The following is a 19,368-nucleotide window of genomic DNA, read 5'->3' as shown; positions in this document are numbered from 1 at the left end:
ATCTTTTTAATAATTATGTTAAGTAATGTTAATCGCGTTTCCAATCAAGACCGAATTTCGATTGCACATCATGCAGTGTCGCTTGGGCTTGAGGACGAACACGGGATGCACCTTCCGCTAAAACATCATTGAGTGTATTGGACTCTATACACTCGTGATAACGTGCTTGAATCGCCTCTAATTCAGCGCAAACAAGGTCTGCGACTGCCTTTTTAAAGCTTCCATATTGTTGGCCTTCAAACTCTTTTACGGCATCATCAATACTGATTTCTTTGAGTGACGCGTAGATGGTCAACAGGTTCGCAACCCCTGGTTGGTGTTCTGGATCATATTGCACAACACCAATACTATCGGTCACTGCAGCCATAATTTTCTTACGTGCTTTTTTAGTGTCTTCTTTTAAATAAATGACACCTTTGTCCCCTTCGCGATCGGATTTACTCATTTTCTTGCTTGGATCTTGTAAGGACATAATGCGTTTTCCAACCTTCGCAATGACCGGTTCTGGAATTTTAAACGTTTCCCCAAATCGATTATTAAAGCGTTCGGCTGTATCACGTGCTAATTCAACGTGTTGTTTTTGATCTTCACCAACAGGCACAAGTTCTGCACCGTGAATTAAAATATCGGCTGACATTAAGGTAGGATACGTATAAAATCCGGCACTTAAGGAAACACCACTGTCTTTTTTATCTTTATACTGAGTTTGTCGGTTTAATTCACCCATTGGGGTAACACACGATAATAAGAAACCAAGTTGCGCAATCTCAGGAACATCACTTTGAAGAAAGATATCCGTTTTTTGTGGATCAAGACCACATGCAAGATAAAACGCTAAGGCATCTCTTAAATTTGTCTCGAGTTCTTTTGGATCAATAGGCATGGTAACGCAGTGTAGATTCGCAATAAACACACTCAAATCGTATTCATCTTGGGAAGATACAAATGGCTTTAACGCGCCAATATAGTTTCCTAATGTTAATTGTCCTGTTGGTTTAATACCACTAATCATTCTTTTTTTCATTTCATTGTCCTCCATAAACATCCATTAAATAGATTTCTTCGGCACGTTCTGCTGTAATTTCTTGGGCATCGACCAAACGATTTAATACATGACGTTGCCGTGCTTTAGCCGCCTTGAAATTTGAACTTAAGGCGTAATACGACGGTGATTGTGGCAAGCCCATTAAAAGGGTCGCCTGGCCTTCATTCAGTTCTGTGGGAAGAACGTCAAAGTACCCCATGCTAGCATGATAAATCCCAGTATAACCATCACCGTAATAGATTATATTAAGATACATCTCCAAGATTTCTTCTTTTGTATACGTTAAAAGCAAGTCACGCGTTACAAAATATTCTGATACTTTCCGCACAAAAGAGGCATCGTGATCAAAATATATGTTTTTGGAAACTTGTTGTGGAATGGTTGATCCCCCTTCCACAAGTTTACGACTTTGAATATTATGAACAATCGCACGTAAAACCGCACGTACATCCATCACCGATTTCCGGCTAAACAAACGGGTATCTTCCGTTGCCACCATGGCTTTCAAAGCAATGTCTGGAATTTCATCGATTGTTGTATATGCTTCATCTTTTTTTAATTCGACTAAAACCGTATCAATTGGTTTTTTCTGAATTACCAATTGATACTCTTTGTATCCGAAAAATATGATGACCCCCGCAACCACCAAGGCAACGGTCACAATCATTAATACAAGCTTTCGTATCAATTTTCTCATATTCACACATCGTAATAAAAAACACAGTCGCCTGTGTTTTTTATTGTCCCATCGACTTCATGATTTGACGAATTTGTGCTTCGGACGGTTTACGTCCCATTTGCATGTACATCGCGCGAATCATTTTTTCGTTAATTGGTGGGTTTTCTTTTAATTGTTTTTCAAAAATTTTCTTAGTAACAAAGAAAGCAATTAAAGCTCCAACTGCTCCTCCTAAAAGAAAATAAACAATTGATAAACCTGTTGTACTTATTAGTGTTAACATACTCTCACCATCCTATATCTATCTATATTTTATAACGATTCCTTGATAAACACAAGGACCGATTTAATCATTCAAAATAAAAACCCAAAGGGTTGATATTATTCCCTGTGTTAACAGGTGGGTATCCTGTCATGTGTTTAGGATTCTAATAAATTAGCTTTCACACCACGCATAAACATCCAGATTCCCTTATATCAAAGTGTCGGAAATATATTTCCCTTTGGGCACCACTATTATAACACACAATTCATGGTTTCGTGATATACTATATGAGAAAATTACGAGGTGAATGTATGAAATTAAGTAAAAGTTTCTTTTATACCATTAGGGAAGATGTTCGTGATGAAGATTCTACCAGTGGTAACCTACTCGTTCGAGCTGGGTATATTAAAAAAAGTTCTTCCGGGGTATATATGTATATGCCACTCGGTTTAAAAGTTAAAAATAAAATCGAAAATATTATCCGTGAAGAGATGAATGCCATCGATGCACAGGAAATGACCATGCCTACCTTGATTCCTGAAGATGTTTATGTAGCCTCAGGACGTCGTGATATTATTGGTACCAGCATGTTCCAATTGGATGACCGTTTTAAAAAACCATTTGTTTTAGGTCCTACGCATGAAGAGTTGTTTGCGCAAGCAGCACAAATGAAAATTCGTTCGTATAAAGATATGCCATTTAGCCTTTATCAATTTCAAACGAAATTTAGAGATGAAGCACGTCCTCGTTTTGGTTTAATTCGTGTTCGTGAGTTTGTGATGAAGGATTCCTATACCTTTGATGCTGATCTTGAATCTGCAGATAAGTCCTATGACGCAATGTTTGAAGCATACAAACGCATCTTTGATCGTGTTGGGTTGGATTATCGTATTGTTCGTGCAGATACAGGTATTATGGGTGGATTGCTCTCTGAAGAGTTTCAAGCTGTTACTGATATCGGTGAAGACATCTTAGTTCTTGGCGAAGAAACTGGATATTCAAGTAACCTTGAAGTTGCGGAAAACGTAAATCGTATTCAATCTGATGAACCATTCTTAAGTAAAGAAAAAGTCTACACACCAAATGCACGTACGATTGAAGAAGTTGCTGAGTTTTTAAAACAACCGGTTCAAAAATTTGTTAAAACATTAATTTATCGCTTGGATGATCGATATGTTGCAGTTTGTGTACTTGGTGATCGCGATGTAAACGAAACAAAACTTGCGAAATTATACAAAGCAACTGAAGTTGAACTCGCAGACTTTGAACACGTTCAAAAACATACGGGTGCTTCTGTTGGATTTGCAGGACCTGTAGGTCTTGAAATTGATGTTGTTGTTGATAAGATGATTGAAGGATTACGAAATTTCACAGTTGGTGCAAATGAAAATGACCACCACTTCATTAATGTGAATCATTCTGATTTTGAGGCAACACACATTATTGACGTATCAAATGTTAAAGAAGGCGATCCAAACCCAGATGGTAAAGGTGTACTTACATTCTCCAAAGGGATTGAAGTTGGAAATACCTTTAAACTGGGTACAAAATACTCAAAAGCTATGGGTCTTGAATACTTAGATCAAAACAATAAACTTCAAGATGTATATATGGGATCTTATGGAATTGGATTGGGTCGTACTCTAGCCGCTGTTGTTGAACAAAACAATGATGAAAATGGTATTGTGTGGCCAATGAATCTTGCACCATTCCAAGTAGCAATCGTTGTTATCAATAATAAAAACGAAGAACACATGGCCTTTGCAGATGATCTCTATCAAGAATTAAGCCAAGCTGGACTTGAAGTGATTCTTGATGATCGTAAACAACGTCCTGGTATTAAGTTTAACGATATGGATCTCATTGGTGTTCCATTAAGAATTACGGTAGGTCGTGATGTGGAACACGGTGAAGTCGAACTTAAAGAACGTAAAACAGGTGATGAACAAAAAATTAAACGTGAAGACATCCTAAATGTCCTCAAGTCTTATATGTAAAACACAAAAACTGGAATTAATCATCCAGTTTTTTTTATGTCTCTAAAAAAAGAAGAAGCCGAAGCTTCTACTCTTTTTCCTCACGATGATGTTTTAATACAAACATCCCGATTCCTGAGATTAATAATAAACTACCATAAAGCAAGACATTGTTTGCACTTACTCCTGTTTGTGGTAATTGTTCTTTACGAACACCTAAGACTTCAGGTTTTGTTGGTTCTACAGGTTTTGTAGGTTCTACGGGTTTTGTAGGCTCTACAGGTTTTGTAGGTTTAGTTGGTTCTTTTGGTTCATGTGGATCTACAATAACAGGTTCGTCATAGTAGTTTGTCACGGTTAATCCGTCTTCACTATAAACCGCAACATAACCTTTAGGTACGTCCAATTCTTTAATGGTATAAACATAGTCTTTACCATTTGGATGCGTTTTAGGTAAGTCTTCAAACACTGCTGTTTCTTCACCATTTACTAAATCTACCGTAATGCCCATTTCAATACCATCACGTACTAAACCAAATGTAATCGTAGGTTTAACACTTGGACCACCGTCCCAGATTTTATGTGCAGTAACATCAATTTTCTCAACGATAAAGTGATTTGTAATTGTGAGTGCATCGGTTTGTTCCATTTCATATCCTTCAGGAACATTAACTTCTTTTGCAGAATAAACAATTTCTTTTCCTGCTTCATCAAGGATTGGTAAATTCTTAAATGTTACCACATCAGTACCTGATGTTAATGTTTCAAGATGATTTTCAAGTGCAATATCATTTGCATAAAGTTGAATTTGGATGGTTGGGTGAACCGCAGGTCCACCAACCCATACTTTGTTTACAGCTACGTCACGTAGGTTATAGGTATTGGTTACTTCAAGTCCATTTTCAAGTTTGATATAGTTCTCTAAATCTGTTGCTTCCTTAACGGAATATGTATATTCATTGCCTTCTTTGTCAAATTTTAATTGTTTTCCAAAATCAACAGTTGTTTGACCATCAACCAATTCCATAGTTGCACCGTCAACACGTTCTGTAACGCCGTTTGCACTTCGGTATAAATCAAAAGTTACCGTTGGACGTGGTGATGAACCACCCACCCATTTCTTTGTCGCAACAACATCAATTCGTTGATAATCATTGTAGATAGACTTCGACTGTGATTTTTCAGTCATTTCAATTTGATATTCTGTTGTATCTAACTCAAAACCATCACGTGTTTTGATTTCTTTTAAGGTATAACTACCTGGTTCAAGATTGAAATCAAAGATACCATCTTCATTTGTGATTCCTTCAATTTTCTTTCCATCTTTATCTGTAATCTCAAAGGTAACGCCTTCAAGCACTTCATCTGTATCTTTAATAAATTTTTGCACGCGGAATACACCTTTATCCTTCATTTCTCCACCGATTGTTGCATCATCAAACATATTCACAACGGATGTATCGGTATAATGTTTGGGTGTATCCGTCACAAGATTTCCGGATTCATCTTTATATTCAATTGTTGACGAGTTTTTATAATTTTCAAGTTTCTTATCAAAAGCACGCGTATCATAAGTAACTGTAAATGTTGTCTTTGCTGCTTTTTCTTTTGGAATCATGACTGTTAAGACTTGACCTTCTACAGTAATTGTTCCGTATTCCTTATTAAATGCTTCAGCACTAATATGTTTGAGTTCTCCATTCGCTTCAACATCAACCATAATCGATCCATCAACCAGTTTATGACCTTCACCAATTGTATCGATTACCTTAACATCAGATTGTACTGCTTCTTTAGGACTGTTGATGTTTAACCACCAGTTCATATCGCCATGAACTTCTGTTGAGAATGTTCCTGTTTTCCAGTAAAAGATTGGACTTGGTTCAACACCTGTAGGGGTTCCAGGTTGTGAGATTGTAATCATTTGCTTATCCAATGAACCCAATCCTAGATTGGTAGGAAGTTCCGCAATTTTATCATCTTCACCACGATATGCATTATCGTATACTGATTTTAGATTAATCGTACCTGTAACGTTTTCAAGTTGAAGTACGTCTTCCATAAATTCAAAATGGATGTGACTTCCATTAAAGGTTAACTCACCAAGAGTAATTTCTTTTCCGTTTTTATCCTTAGCAAGTACCGGCATTTTTGAACCGATAGCACGAAGTGAACGTAAACTTACTTCATCATTACTTGGTAATGTTAAGTCAAAGAAGTCTCCAGGTTTAAATTTAACTTTTTGACCGTTGTTCATGTCATTAAACGCCAAGCTAAATTCGATCGGTTGACTTGGATTGTTTATTAATCCTTTAGGATTAACGTCGAATTGGGTAAAGATCGCTTCGTTTGTATAATCTTTAGGACTGCTTGATGCATTCACGTTTGTGGTAATACCCGAAACGATTAGAACTAAGGCTATAAGTGACCTTAGAATCAACTTTTGCTTCATGTTTTTCATATTCTCTCCTTTGCTTGTGAACTTTCATAACCTGCTCACAATCTCTTTGTATATGTAGTATATGCGGTTTGTCACAGAACTAACACATTTTTGCACCTTTTCATCACAAAGTTTTTACGGTTCCTTACAAAATGTATCCAATGAACAAACTTAAGGGTTTGTTCACTTATTTATGTAATAAAACACACATCTTTTTGCACAATAAAAAAACCTACAAGAATGTAGGTTTTTAGGCTATTTTCGTTTTTTTCGTCTTAGGATTAATCCCATCGCAATAAGACCCAATGCAACTGTATACTGCATCTGTGGTCCACCAACTCCTGTATTAGGAAGAGCACTTAATCGATCTTTGCTCATCCCTAATACATTAATGCCGTGGAGTGGCGGTACCGATGGTTTTGTTGGTCGATTGTTGAGCGAGCCAACCCCATTGTCTATTTTTGTATAAGTGTTGATTGCGGTTAAGCCATCCGCACTGTATGTAATTTTATACCCTGGAACATCATGTTCCACAATATGATATTTAATACGTTTTCCAAAATCATCAAAGACTGGTTGTCTTCTAAAACTGATTGACTTAACACCCGACCCTAAGATTTTTTTCACACCAAGGGGTTTGTTGTTGGCATAAAGTTCAAAGACAACATCGGGTTTATCATCTGGTCCACCAACCCATACTTTATGGGCAGTGATGGCTTGAGAACCTGGATTGAAGGTATTCGTTACGGTTAATCCGTCCGCACTATAGCTTACGTCATACGCTTCATGTTTCGAACGTTCTTGAACCGTATAGTGAATGATTGATCCATCTTGATTACGAACTGGCAGTTTTGTGAAACGTGCTTGTGTCGTTCCGTCATGCAAGGCTGCCGTCTGATGCGTCTTAACGCCATCTGCATACAAATCAAAAATCACGGTTGGACGATTGCTTGATGCACCACCCACCCATTTCTTCGTTGCAATCACATCACGAATTCCTTGGTTATACGTATTGGTTACGGTAAGTCCATCTGAACTATAACTTACGTCATAATGTTCAGGTACATTCACTTCTTCAACACGATACACAATTTTTGTTCCTTGTGCTGTATAAACAGGCACATCCGCAAAGGTAACCGTCTTCTCGCCAGAAGCAAGAACTTGGGTCATTCCTGTAGCTTTTTGATCAGCGTAAAGCTCAAAGGTAACATTTGGACGTGACATTGGGCCACCATTCCATCGTTTTGTCGCACTTACATCACGCATGCCTTGATTAAAGGTATTTGTAATCGTTGTTCCTTGATAGGATACATCGTAATTTTCAGGAACATCGCGTTCTTTTACTGTATATACAATATCAAGGCCTGCCTCATCACGTTTTGGTAGGTTTGTAAATGATGCTTCATGTTCTCCATGTTGGAGCGTTAGTGCATGTTCTGTTTTAACGTTATTCGCATATAAATCAACTACAATTGTAGGATGTGTTTCTGGACCATCAACCCATACTTTTTTAAATGCAACGTCCGTTACACCTGGATTGTAAGTATTGGTTACCGTTAAGCCATCATCACTGTAAGAAGCATCAAAGAACTCAGGTCCTTGTATTTCTTTTACACGATACTCAAAACGTCGTCCTTGCGTATCAAACTCAGGAACATCTGTAAACGATACCGAAGCCATCGAAGGTGTCAGTGTCTCCTTTTGATTCGGTACAGCTTCAAAGGCTTTATCTTCAACACGGCGATACAACTCAAAAACAACATTGTCCCGTGCTTTTTCACCACCAGACCATAGTTTAAAGGCGCTCACTGTTTTTAAAGGTGAGTGGTATGTATTTGTAACCTCTATCGTATTCGTATCCGTTATTGGCGCTACTGATACCGTATAGTTCTCAGGTACCGATACTTCGCGAACAGCATATTCGTAGGGTCTACCTTGATTATCATTTTGAGGAACATCCACAAAATCAAGATGGGATTGACCCGAAAGTAATTGTTCTTGCATACCTAATACATCTTTAAATTCATCGTGTGTCCCTTTTAAACGTCGCGTTAATTGGAATGTGGTGTCAGGACGAACTTCAGGTCCATCTACCCATGTTTTTAGAATACGAATGGATGTCGTAGGTGATACGTAGTGATTATAAACTGTTAAGCCATCGGGACTGTATTGCGTCACTGTGTTCGGAACAGACGTTAATTCCTTAACAAAATAAATATAAGTATTCCCGTCATCATCACGAACCTCTAAATCCTCAAAAACAGTTGTAGTATCACCATCATGTAGGGTTTGAATCATACCCGTAGACTCACCTACTTTATCCGTAGAAGAGGTCGCACGACGTAGTTCAAACTGAATATCAGGACGGGGACTTACACCATTCGTCCAAACTTTTTTCGCAGTGATGTTTTGTAATCCGTAATCATAAACGTTGGTTAATGAAACACTGGTATCACCATCATGCGCAATACTCTCAAGACTATAATTTTCAATTTCATTAACTTCGCGAACATTGTAAAGATAAGGAACGTTATCCTCATTGAATTTTGGTAAGTTCGCAAAGACGATATCATGATCTCCTGGCATCATCTTTTGAATCACGCCCGTTGACTCACCGTTGCGAAGAAGTTCAAGTTCTAATGGCACTGAAGGTCCAGGACCCCCTTGCCATATCTTTTTCACATTTAAGTGCGTTACCCCTTCTTGGAAGGTATTGGTAACCGTTAGGCGATCTGTACTGTATGAAACGGAATAATTTTCAGGTACTCCAGCTTCACGCACAAAATACGTAATGTCTTTACCATCAAGTGTACGTTCTGGTAAATCTGTAAAGGTTACAACCTGTTCTTCTGATTCTTTTAAAACACGTTCCCCATTTGGTACTGGGGTCTCAACGCCATCAACTGCTTGATAGAGACGTAGTGTAACTGTTTCCTTGTGTCCACCGATCCATATCTTACGAGCCGTAACTGAAGTATTCCCTTGATCATAAGCGTTGATTAATTCAAGATCATTAGAACTTTCAATTTGGGTATAACCATTTGGTACGTTTACTTCTTTAAGTTTGTATTCAATACGACGTCCATCAAGTGCAAAGGTTGGCATAGAATCGAAACGTACGGTATCACTACCACTTGTTAAGATTTTTGACGCAACGCCACTATCACGATAATCCGTTTCCCCTTCATAACGTTCTTGTAGCTTAATCTCAATTTCCGGTTTAAGCTCCGGTCCACCACGCCATATTTTTTTACCATAAATTGGTCCTGTTTTAACGTCAAAACGATTAATGACCGTTAATGGATCTGAAAATGAATTCAAACCTAAATAACCTTGCGGCACTTCGACTTCATTGGCGAAATAGGTAATCGTTTTCCCATCCAAGGTTCTAATTGGAAGCTCACCAAAATGAGCCTCAGTTTCACCATCTTTAAGTTCGATTGGTGCAAGTGGAACCGGTAGAATTTCATTGGAGCCTTCAATCCGTTTTGACAGCACAAGTGAGATGGTAGGTCTAGGACTCGGTCCGCCTTCCCATACTTTACGCGCAATAATGGCTTTGGTCGGTATTTGGTAATCATTAATAATCTTCAAATCTGTACCAGATCCTTCATATCGAGTTACATAATGATCCAATTGCGTTAATTCCTTAACAGAATATACAATATCTCCATCATGATCTTGTTTTGGTAGATTTCGATAAACTAGGTTCGTTTGACCATTTCTTAAAGTTCGTTTTCCGTTTGAAACCGGAACTCCATTTGCGTAGAGTTGAATCTCAATTTCAGGACGTACTTCCGGACCATGATTCCATATTTTCTCTACATTTACAGAGATCATATCCGGTTTGAAAGTATTGGTAACGGTTAAACCATCGGCACTATAGTGAACTTCATAGTGTTTAGGAATATTCGCTTCGCGTACAAAATAACGGATTGATTTTCCGTCTTGAGTTGTTTTAGGAAGGTTCTTGAATGTGACAGAGCCTTCACTGAGATCTTGATAAACACCATTTACCGCAGAAGAAACGCCATCAATACTTTGGAATAATTGAAATCTTACTGTAGGATGATTGCCTTGGTTCAAGGAATCCACCCAAACTTTATTTGCAGTCACATCGACATACTCCATACGGAATGTATTAGTGACCGTTAAACCATCGTCGCTATACGATGCATCATATCCTTCTGGAATGACAACTTCACGTACGCTGTAAACAATTTCTTTGCCTTGTTCATTATACTTAGGCATATCTTTGAATGTATGACTGGTTTGTTGCGAGAGGGTAACAGTGTTTTGTGTATCCACGCCATCCGCAACTAAAACATACTCAGTATTCGGACGAACAGGATTCCCTCCGACCCATTTCTTAGTCATTGTTACGTCTTTTAATAAGTATTCATTTTCAATATGATTCGGTTTTATAATGTTTTCTTTATAATTTTCAGGTACGTCGACCTCACGAATACTATAATCAATTGCAACGCCACCCTTATAAGCCGGTAAATCTTTAAACGTTACAGAACTTTGACCGGATGGAATTTCAAGGATGCTTCCTTCAACAAGTTCACCATTTGCATAAAGTTGAACAGAAACAGATGGTTTCGCAGAAGGTCCACCCTTCCATGTTTTAAAGACTTTAAAATCCGTCAACTCGGTATCTTTAATAAAGGTATTCGTAACAAAAATCTCATTGTTTTCATTAATTGGTGTGATGTCAACCTGATACTCATCCGTTGCGAAACCTGCTTCTTCTACAGAATAGGTAATCGTTTGACCCGTAGCAGTTGCTTGAGGAAGGTCTTCAAAAACAACAGATGATTTTCCGCCTTCAAGCGTCAAAATACGACCTGATTCGGTTGTGACGCCATCAACTGTTTGCATTAAGTTAAATGCAACTACAGGATGTGGCGAAGGACCACCAACCCATTTTTTGGATACTTTAACATTTGTTTTCTTAATTTCATTTTTAAATACCGCTAAAGTACCAACTTCCGCATTTTGATCCACATCTACCGTGATTGGTTTTGAATCAACCACAAGCCAAGAAGGTGCTTCAACTTCTTCAATGGTGTAACGACCATCTTTAAGCGAAAGATTAATCACGCCAGATTCATCTATAGTGACACGTTCAATGAGAACACCACGATCATTTTTCACAGTAAAAGTAACACCAGCTACAGGTGTTTCAGTTCCATCAACGACTTTCACAATCCTTAAGATACCAGGTTTTGGCTTATTCCCAACGATTGATCCGGATGCATAATGATTTTCTACTGAAACTTCCTTTTCGATTGTCTGTGGATAGCCTTCGTTATCATAAAAACTAGCAACCGCCTTGTTTTCCAATTGGGCTTGCTTCAAATCCGTTATCTTTGTGTTATACATAACCTCAATTGAGGTATAGTGCAATTTACCAGGATGTGTAGATACAATAAGCGATTGCCCATTAACCCAGACTCCACCATATTGATTTCGGAATGCTTGTTCACTCACTTCAAAACGATTTCCAGTATGATCGGTAACCATAAAAACTAAAGAACCTGGAATGTACTCATGACCGACACCAATCGTATCACGCACCGTCATTTCTGACATGGATGACTCCCGTTCACCGTTTAAAAGAAGAACCCATCGCACGACTTCTTCTTCATCACGTGACATACCACCCAATTTTGTGAACATTTCATAAGAACCACTTCCCTGAAATTCACCTTCAATTTGGACCGATTTTTGAGACAAATTCGTACCCAAATTAGTATAAATTGTCTCTTTAATATTTTGAGTATTATTGTTGTATCCTTCTACTCTAAACGTAAACGATCCCGCAATATTATTGAGTTGATTTACTTCATCCGTAAATACAACATGAACATTGCCTTCAGTAACATAAACATGTCCGAGTGGGTTTTCCACACCAGGCATTGTAAGTTTAATCGTTTGTGGGATTCCTTTGAGCCCCACGGAATAAGGAGATCCGTTTGAATCTACTTTCTGCTCCATTGGTAATCGGAGTTCCATTACATCACCAGAATTCAATTTGCGATTTCCAGATTCCGCAAACTGAACTGTAACGCTGGATTCATACCCATGGTTTAAATTAGTATTTGAGAAATTAAAATCAGTTATGAGACTGTTTTGATTTGCGACACGTGCTGTATCTGCATCCAACTGAATACCAGTCGATACAAACATGACCACAGCCATCAATAGTGCAAATAGCTTTCTTTTCATATACCCTCCCATGAATCCAAATATAAAAATTTAGACTAACGGTATAAATATACACTATTTTTAAGACAATTTCACTACATTCGCACAATTTGTTCTCTTAATATACATAATCTTAACAATACCTCCATGAATTTAACGGCAAATGACAAATAATGGGTAATAATCACACAAATAAAAAAGCGCTATAGAGCGCTTTCTTGTTCAATATCATCTAATTTTATATAAACATCACGGGGTTTACTGCCCTGAGCAGGTCCAATAACACCTTTTTGTTCTAATGAATCAACGATGTTGGCGGCACGATTATATCCAATTCTAAACCGTCGCTGTAATAAAGAGGTTGACGCTTTCTTTTGACGCACAACATATTCCAAGGCTTCTTGATAGAGTGGATCATCTTCCACACCCAAGACACCTTGATTCCCATCAACACCATCAAGTTTAATGAAAGAATCATCAAATCGTGGTTTTGCTTGCAAACTTGCTTTGTCAGCAATTTTTTTAACTTCATCATCGCTGACATAACAGCCCTGAACGCGAATCGCATGCGGTTCGCCCATGGGCACATAAAGCATATCGCCATATCCGAGCAGTTTCTCAGCACCCGTTTCATCAAGAATTGTTCGAGAATCAATAGCACTTGAAACAGCAAAAGCGATACGTGATGGAATGTTTGCTTTGATAATACCCGTCACAACATCAACAGAAGGTCTTTGTGTTGCGACAATAAGATGAATCCCTGCAGCACGTGCAAGTTGTGTAATTCGTTGAATACTTGTTTCAACTTCTTTACCGGCAACAGACATAAGATCTGCTAACTCATCAATAATAACAACGATGCATGGTAATTTGGAAAGGCTTTCCGATGGGAACGCCTTAACTTTTTCATTGTAAGATCCAATATTTCGTACACCTGCTTTTGAAAATAAATCATAACGTTGTTCCATTTCCTCAACAACCACCTTTAAAGCCGCTGAAGCTTTATGGGGATCATCAATAACAGGACCAATTAAATGTGGTATTTCAGTATACGGTGTAAATTCTACTTTTTTGGGATCGATCAAGAGAAGTTTCAAATCTTCAGGTGACTTCGTAAGAAGTATGGATGTAATAATTGTATTCATACATACCGACTTACCACTTCCAGTTGCCCCCGCCACAAGTAAATGAGGCATTTTATTTAAAGCAACTGTAATCGGTTTTCCAGTTAGATCTTTACCCAAAGCAACATTAATGTTATCTTCAGCCATAAATTGTGACGAACCCATCACAACATCTTTCATCTTAACTGGAACCATTTCCACATTGGGAATTTCAATCCCCACTGCACTCTTACCTGGAATTGGTGCTTCAATACGTAATGTTTTTACTGCCAATTCCATCATTAAGTTATCTTGAATTGAGGCAATGCGACTGATTTTCACATTACTATCCGGTTTTAATTCGAACTTGGTAACTGCTGGTCCAATATGTATATCCATAAGAGCAGCATCAATACCAAACTGTTTTAAAACTGCAATTAAACGGTCACCTTTATCTTTAGCACTGCTAACATTTGCTTTTGAGGTATTCGAACCACGTCCCGCCTCTAATAAGTTAATGGAAGGAACCTTGTAATGATCAAATGAACTGGTTCTAAAGTCCTCACCCTTTTCAAGTGCCTCTTGTGTACTTGTCTTATCCGATAACGAAACCGGATCCAAACCTGCATTTTCAAGGCCAAATGGATTCTCAACTTCATCAACTGGATCCACTGTTACCGTATCGATGGATTCATCCATCGTCATAAATGGTGTTTTTGAGCTTGGTTCCGAAGAACTTATTGGTGGGTCAAATGAAATGAATCCAGCTTTTGTTGGTTCTGTTTCAGAGGCATAATCTTTCAATTTTTCATCGAGTTCAATTTGTTTCTCATGAACTGCCTTCTCGCGTCGTTTCGCTTCTTTTTGTTCGCGACGTTTTTCAAATACAGACTTAGTTGCATCCGTACTCTTTTGAGCACTACGCAACATTTCTCTTGGTGTAAATAAGAGCGCAAGACCACTTAGAATTAAGACGATTACAAAAAGTAACACACCCGCCCGATCTACAAGATATGACAACAATCCAAATAACACGGCACCTACAACACCACCATAAGCATTTTCATTTGAATTCATAAAAATCTTAGGAATTCGATTGAAATATTCAGAAATCACCGATAAACCGGATGCTTGAGGTTGTAGAAAGAAATTAACAGCGAGAATCATTGCGGTAAATAGAAGACCGACTGCGGTCCAAAAACGCCATGTTTTATGTTTATGATCTGTATCAATCATTTTATAAAATGTAATACCGATGATTAAGATATGGTAAGGCATTGGATATTGACCCACCAAAACACGCATGCATTGATTTAAAAAACGACCAATAACACCCAGTTCAAACATCGCAATAATTGCAAGTGCAATCAAAGAGAGTTCAACAACAAATTTAATAAGCTCTTGTTGTTTAAGCTGTTCTTTTTTAGTTTTCTTTCCCTTAGAACTCACTCAATCACCCCTATCAGATATGAATTTCGATAATAACAGGTAAAATCATCGGACGTTTTCCTGTTTGTTTGTAAATGTATTTCGCTATAACATCACGTGCCTCATTACGTGCCGTAACATTATCATATTTATGCTTCTCAACAAGTTTCAAGATAGTTTGTTCAAGAATAACACCGACTTCTTTCATAATATTATCGGCATCTTTAAGGTAGATAACACCGCGTGATTGCACATCGGGTCCGCCCAAAATTTCTTTAGTTTTATTATTAATGACCATACCTACGATAATTGATCCATCTGTTGCGAGTGTTTGACGATCTCGAAGCACCAATCCTGATGTATCTAAATGATCTTTACCATCAATCAACATATCTTCTAATTTCAGAATTTCTGAAGTAGCTTTTAAACGTCCTTCATCAAACTCTGCAACTTGACCGTTGTCTAAAATCACGATATTACCAGCACTGATACCCATATCTACCGCAACACTTGCATTCGCTACAAGATTTTGATATTCACCCTTAACCGGAACATAATACTTCGGTTTAAGAAGTGCAATCATCATTTTTAAATCTTCTACCGATGCATGCATTGGCATAACATCTTTATAGTTGAGTGACATAACTTTAACGCCATCTTTATACAATTCGTTAATCATTGCACCTGCGACCGCTTCAGTACCAGGAACAACTGGAGACGCTACAATCACATGATCGTTTTCATTCACTTCAACAAGTTGATCTTCCCCCATCGCAATGCGTCCCATTTTATTGAAAACACTTGGACCAATATCGGATACAATCACGACAACATCTTTAATATCATTATTAAACTGCTCTGGCTTAATTTCTAAACCTTTAGGCATGTGATAGTAGTTAAGACGTTCAAGATGCTTCATCAAACGGCGTTGCTTTTCACCATAGAAGAATACTTTACGTTTGAATTTTTGTGCCGTTTCAATGACTTCAATAAGACGGTAAATATTTTGTTCATACAAAGTTACAAGAATTCGTTCGTTGGTCTCTTCAAACACACGTTCAATCCGTTTAGTAATCCGATGATTCGGAGAAGTAAATCCTTGGCGCTTCGAAGCAACAGACTCCGCTGTTAGTAAGAATACACCTTTTTTTCCAAGTTCGGAGATGTTTGCGACATCACACATAAACCCTTGATTACGCACATCAAAATCAATAATAAACTCACTTGAATGAACAACATAACCCTGATCCGTATCAATCGCAATCCCAAAAGTATCAGGAATTGAATGTGTCAAACCAAAGGCTACAAAACGACGCTCACCAATTTTAAAACGACTGTTGCGTTTAATCTTGTGAATGTGCGCATTCTTAACTTTATTTTCTTTAAATAAATCTTCAATCATAAGCGCAATAAGTGGTGTTGCATACACCGGAGCGTTTACTTCCTTAACAAGATAAGGGAGTGCACCCATTACGTCATCATGACCGTGTGTGATAAAGATAGCTTTAACACGTTTTTTATTTTTCTTTAAATATGATAAATCGGGAATTACAATTTCGACACCCAATTGATCGGTTTGTGGATATTTTAAACCTGCATCCACGACATAAATCTCGTCATTAATCTCGATGACTGACATATTCTTGCCATCTTCATCAAGACCTCCTAATGCGAGAAAACGAATTTTATCCATAAAATCTCCTTTTAATTAATTTCTATTATGATGTAAACCATTTCCTATATTATACACTAGATTTCCTTCACTTAAAAACGAAGCACTAATGTTTGCACAGAAACTTCAATAAAAAAACCAAGCAAGGCTTGGTTTTACTTACTTTAAATTGCAATTCTTTGAATTGATTTCGACTTCATTGTCTTATCATCAACATCAATCACTACAGCATTTAAGAATGCATCACCTTTAGCCACTTTGAAGTGTGTATTTTCATTTAAAATTACGCGATCATACAACTCATCAATGTCACGTCCAATAACACTATCACAAGCGCCACACATTCCCACATCCGTAATATAAGCTACTTGACCAATAATACGTTCATCTGCAGTTTGAACATGTGTATGGGTTCCAACCATTGCATCAATTTCTTCTGAATAAATATGAGCAAATAACATCTTTTCACTCGTCGACTCCCCATGGAAATCCACAAAGTAATAATCATACTCTGTATTTTCCAATAGCCAATCCATGTAAGGATAAGGACGATCACCGACGCGATTCATAAATGCTTCACCATAAAGGTTAACTACACATATTTGTTTTCCCTTAACAACAAAAACTTTGTAGTAGTTTCCAAAATCAATGGGTTCAATATTTGCAGGAATCAAAAGATTAGGACATTCGTCATAATCATCGATGATTTCACGTTTTGCGAATGTATGGTTTCCCATCGTAATACACTCCACGCCTGCTTCCGTTAATTGATTGTATATTTTCTTTGTAATACCTTTACCATGTGCACTGTTTTCACCATTTGCAATCGTAAAGTCTATTTCATATTTCTCTTTTAACATAGGTAAGTGGTCAACAACAATTTGTCGACCACTTGCTCCTACGATATCACCTATAAATAATATCTTCATTACTTAGCTAACTCCATTGCGCGTAATTCACGAATCACGGTCACTTTAATTTGACCAGGATATGTGAGTTCTTCTTCTATTTGTTGACGAATATCACGTGCCAGTTTTACCGTTTGAAGATCATCAATCTCATCGGGCACAACCATAACGCGTAATTCACGACCTGCTTGAATTGCGAATGCACGTTGGACACCTTCTCGTGTCGATGCAATGGCTTCAAGTTCTTCAAGACGTTGAATATAGTTTTCAAACGACTCAAAGCGTGCGCCCGGTCTTGCTGCACTTAATGTATCCGCTGCTGCGACAAGTACGGCTATCGCACTGGTTGCTTCAGTATCACCGTGATGTGATGCTATCGCATTAATCACAATTGGATGTTCATTATGTTTCTTCGCTAAACGTACCCCTAAATCAACATGGCTACCCTCGATTTCAAAATCAAGACCTTTACCAATATCATGAAGGAGACCTGCACGTTTCGCAAGTTTTTGATTTAATCCAAGTTCTGCTGCCATCATACCCGCTAAATTCGCTACTTCAATACTATGAGCTAATGCATTTTGACCATAGCTGTAACGATATTTAAGGCGTCCAAGGATGGTAACAATTTCTTTATCCATCTTACTGATACCTAAATCAAACAAGGTATCTTGACCTGTTTTATTAATAACTTGATAGAGTTCTTGACGAGCTTTATCAACAACTTCCTCAATACGACCCGGTTGAATTCGACCATCAGTCATAAGAGTATCCAATGCCATTCGTGCAACTTCACGACGAATTGGATCGAAACAGGATAATGTAATAATTTCAGGTGTGTCGTCGATTAAAAGATCAACGCCCGTAGCATTTTCAAATGCTCGGATATTACGTCCTTCACGACCAATAATACGGCCCTTCATTTCCTCACTTGGTAAGGTAATTACCGATGAAGTACGTTGTGAAGTTTCTTCTTGTGCATATCGCGAAATAGCAAGAGAAATTATGTTTCTTGCGATGTCTTCAGCCCGTTGATGAGCCATTTCTTCTTGTTCACGTATGTATGTAAGCACTTCTTGTTCCATTTGCTTCTCGACTACTTCGAAAAGCTCAGATTTTGCTTCTGATGCAGGCATATGGGCAACACGTTCTAATTCTCTTAATTGAACTTCTGTGCGCTCGATTAACTCCTGCTCCATCTTATCTAGTTTGGCAGTTCTAGCCTCTAAGTCACGTTGCTTATTCAACATTTCTTTATCTTTAGTAACTAAGTTTGCATCGCGAAAATTTAGATTTTCTTCACGGCGATCCAATTTATTTTCATATTCTTGGAGTTCCTTACGCTGCCCCTTAAGTTCCTTTTCAGCATTTAGTTTGATCTCATAAGCATGAGTTTTCGCTTCTAAATGTGCTTCTCTTTTTATTGATTCTGCTTTATCTTCAGCATCTTTAATTAATGAATTTGCACGTTCCTTTGAACGGTTTAAACCTAATTTATTAACGACAATCATCGCAAAAATTGTCAAAATAAAAACAATAATACCAGTTAAGACGGAATATAATAGTTGATTGTCCATTCTATTCCTCTTTCTTTATTAAAAAATATTTAAAAATTAGTTTCCTAATATATATATAATAC

Annotated in this window: 10 protein-coding genes and 1 other RNA gene; 1 reads left to right on the top strand and 10 read right to left on the bottom strand. The window is 37.7% G+C overall.

The window, feature by feature from the left end; genetic code table 11:
* Positions 1 to 28 precede the first annotated feature (28 nt).
* The 4 genes from trpS to ssrS all read right to left on the bottom strand — a co-directional run bounded on the left by trpS (position 29) and on the right by ssrS (position 2,237).
* Complete coding sequence (trpS, locus tag LLS04_RS06500) at positions 29 to 1,024, bottom strand: tryptophan--tRNA ligase (RefSeq protein WP_323610901.1); 996 nt, start codon at positions 1,022 to 1,024, stop codon at positions 29 to 31.
* Between the two features lies 1 nt (position 1,025).
* Positions 1,026 to 1,742, bottom strand: coding sequence for a biosynthetic peptidoglycan transglycosylase (locus tag LLS04_RS06495; RefSeq protein WP_323610900.1), 717 nt, complete (start codon positions 1,740 to 1,742; stop codon positions 1,026 to 1,028).
* Positions 1,743 to 1,782: 40 nt separating this feature from the next.
* A complete protein-coding gene (locus tag LLS04_RS06490) occupies positions 1,783 to 2,007 on the bottom strand; it encodes a YneF family protein (RefSeq protein ID WP_003773297.1) in 225 nt (74 codons plus the stop codon).
* A gap of 77 nt (positions 2,008 to 2,084) precedes the next feature.
* Positions 2,085 to 2,237: non-coding RNA, 6S RNA (ssrS, locus tag LLS04_RS06485), on the bottom strand.
* Between the two features lie 63 nt (positions 2,238 to 2,300).
* Between ssrS and LLS04_RS06480 the strand changes: the two genes are divergently transcribed.
* Entirely contained in the window at positions 2,301 to 3,986 is a 1,686-nt protein-coding gene (locus LLS04_RS06480; protein WP_323610899.1) for a proline--tRNA ligase, read from the top strand.
* A 67-nt stretch (positions 3,987 to 4,053) separates the two neighbouring features.
* Here the strand turns inward: LLS04_RS06480 and rspB are convergent, their stop codons facing one another.
* The 6 genes from rspB to rny all read right to left on the bottom strand — a co-directional run bounded on the left by rspB (position 4,054) and on the right by rny (position 19,306).
* A complete protein-coding gene (gene rspB / locus LLS04_RS06475; RefSeq protein ID WP_323610898.1) occupies positions 4,054 to 6,426 on the bottom strand; it encodes a sortase-dependent adhesin RspB in 2,373 nt (790 codons plus the stop codon).
* A 234-nt stretch (positions 6,427 to 6,660) separates the two neighbouring features.
* The gene (gene rspA, locus LLS04_RS06470; RefSeq protein WP_323610897.1) at positions 6,661 to 12,639 is read right to left on the bottom strand and encodes a sortase-dependent adhesin RspA; all 5,979 of its coding nucleotides are present in this window, start codon (positions 12,637 to 12,639) and stop codon (positions 6,661 to 6,663) included.
* 182 nt (positions 12,640 to 12,821) lie between these two features.
* Positions 12,822 to 15,170: a DNA translocase FtsK gene (locus tag LLS04_RS06465; RefSeq protein ID WP_323610896.1), complete on the bottom strand. Its 2,349-nt coding sequence runs from the start codon at positions 15,168 to 15,170 to the stop codon at positions 12,822 to 12,824.
* 13 nt (positions 15,171 to 15,183) lie between these two features.
* On the bottom strand, positions 15,184 to 16,842 hold the full coding sequence (locus LLS04_RS06460) for a ribonuclease J (protein ID WP_003773289.1): 1,659 nt from the start codon (positions 16,840 to 16,842) through the stop codon (positions 15,184 to 15,186).
* A 143-nt stretch (positions 16,843 to 16,985) separates the two neighbouring features.
* Positions 16,986 to 17,750, bottom strand: a complete 765-nt coding sequence (locus LLS04_RS06455) for a TIGR00282 family metallophosphoesterase (RefSeq protein ID WP_323610893.1) — start codon at positions 17,748 to 17,750, stop codon at positions 16,986 to 16,988.
* On the bottom strand, positions 17,750 to 19,306 hold the full coding sequence (gene rny / locus LLS04_RS06450; RefSeq protein ID WP_323610892.1) for a ribonuclease Y: 1,557 nt from the start codon (positions 19,304 to 19,306) through the stop codon (positions 17,750 to 17,752). Before rny ends, LLS04_RS06455 begins: the two co-directional genes overlap by 1 nt.
* Positions 19,307 to 19,368: the final 62 nt, after the last annotated feature.

This window comes from Erysipelothrix enhydrae, assembly GCF_035066605.1.
GTDB lineage: Bacteria > Bacillota_I > Bacilli_A > Erysipelotrichales > Erysipelotrichaceae > Erysipelothrix > Erysipelothrix amsterdamensis.
This window is presented reverse-complemented; position numbering and strand designations above follow the sequence as displayed.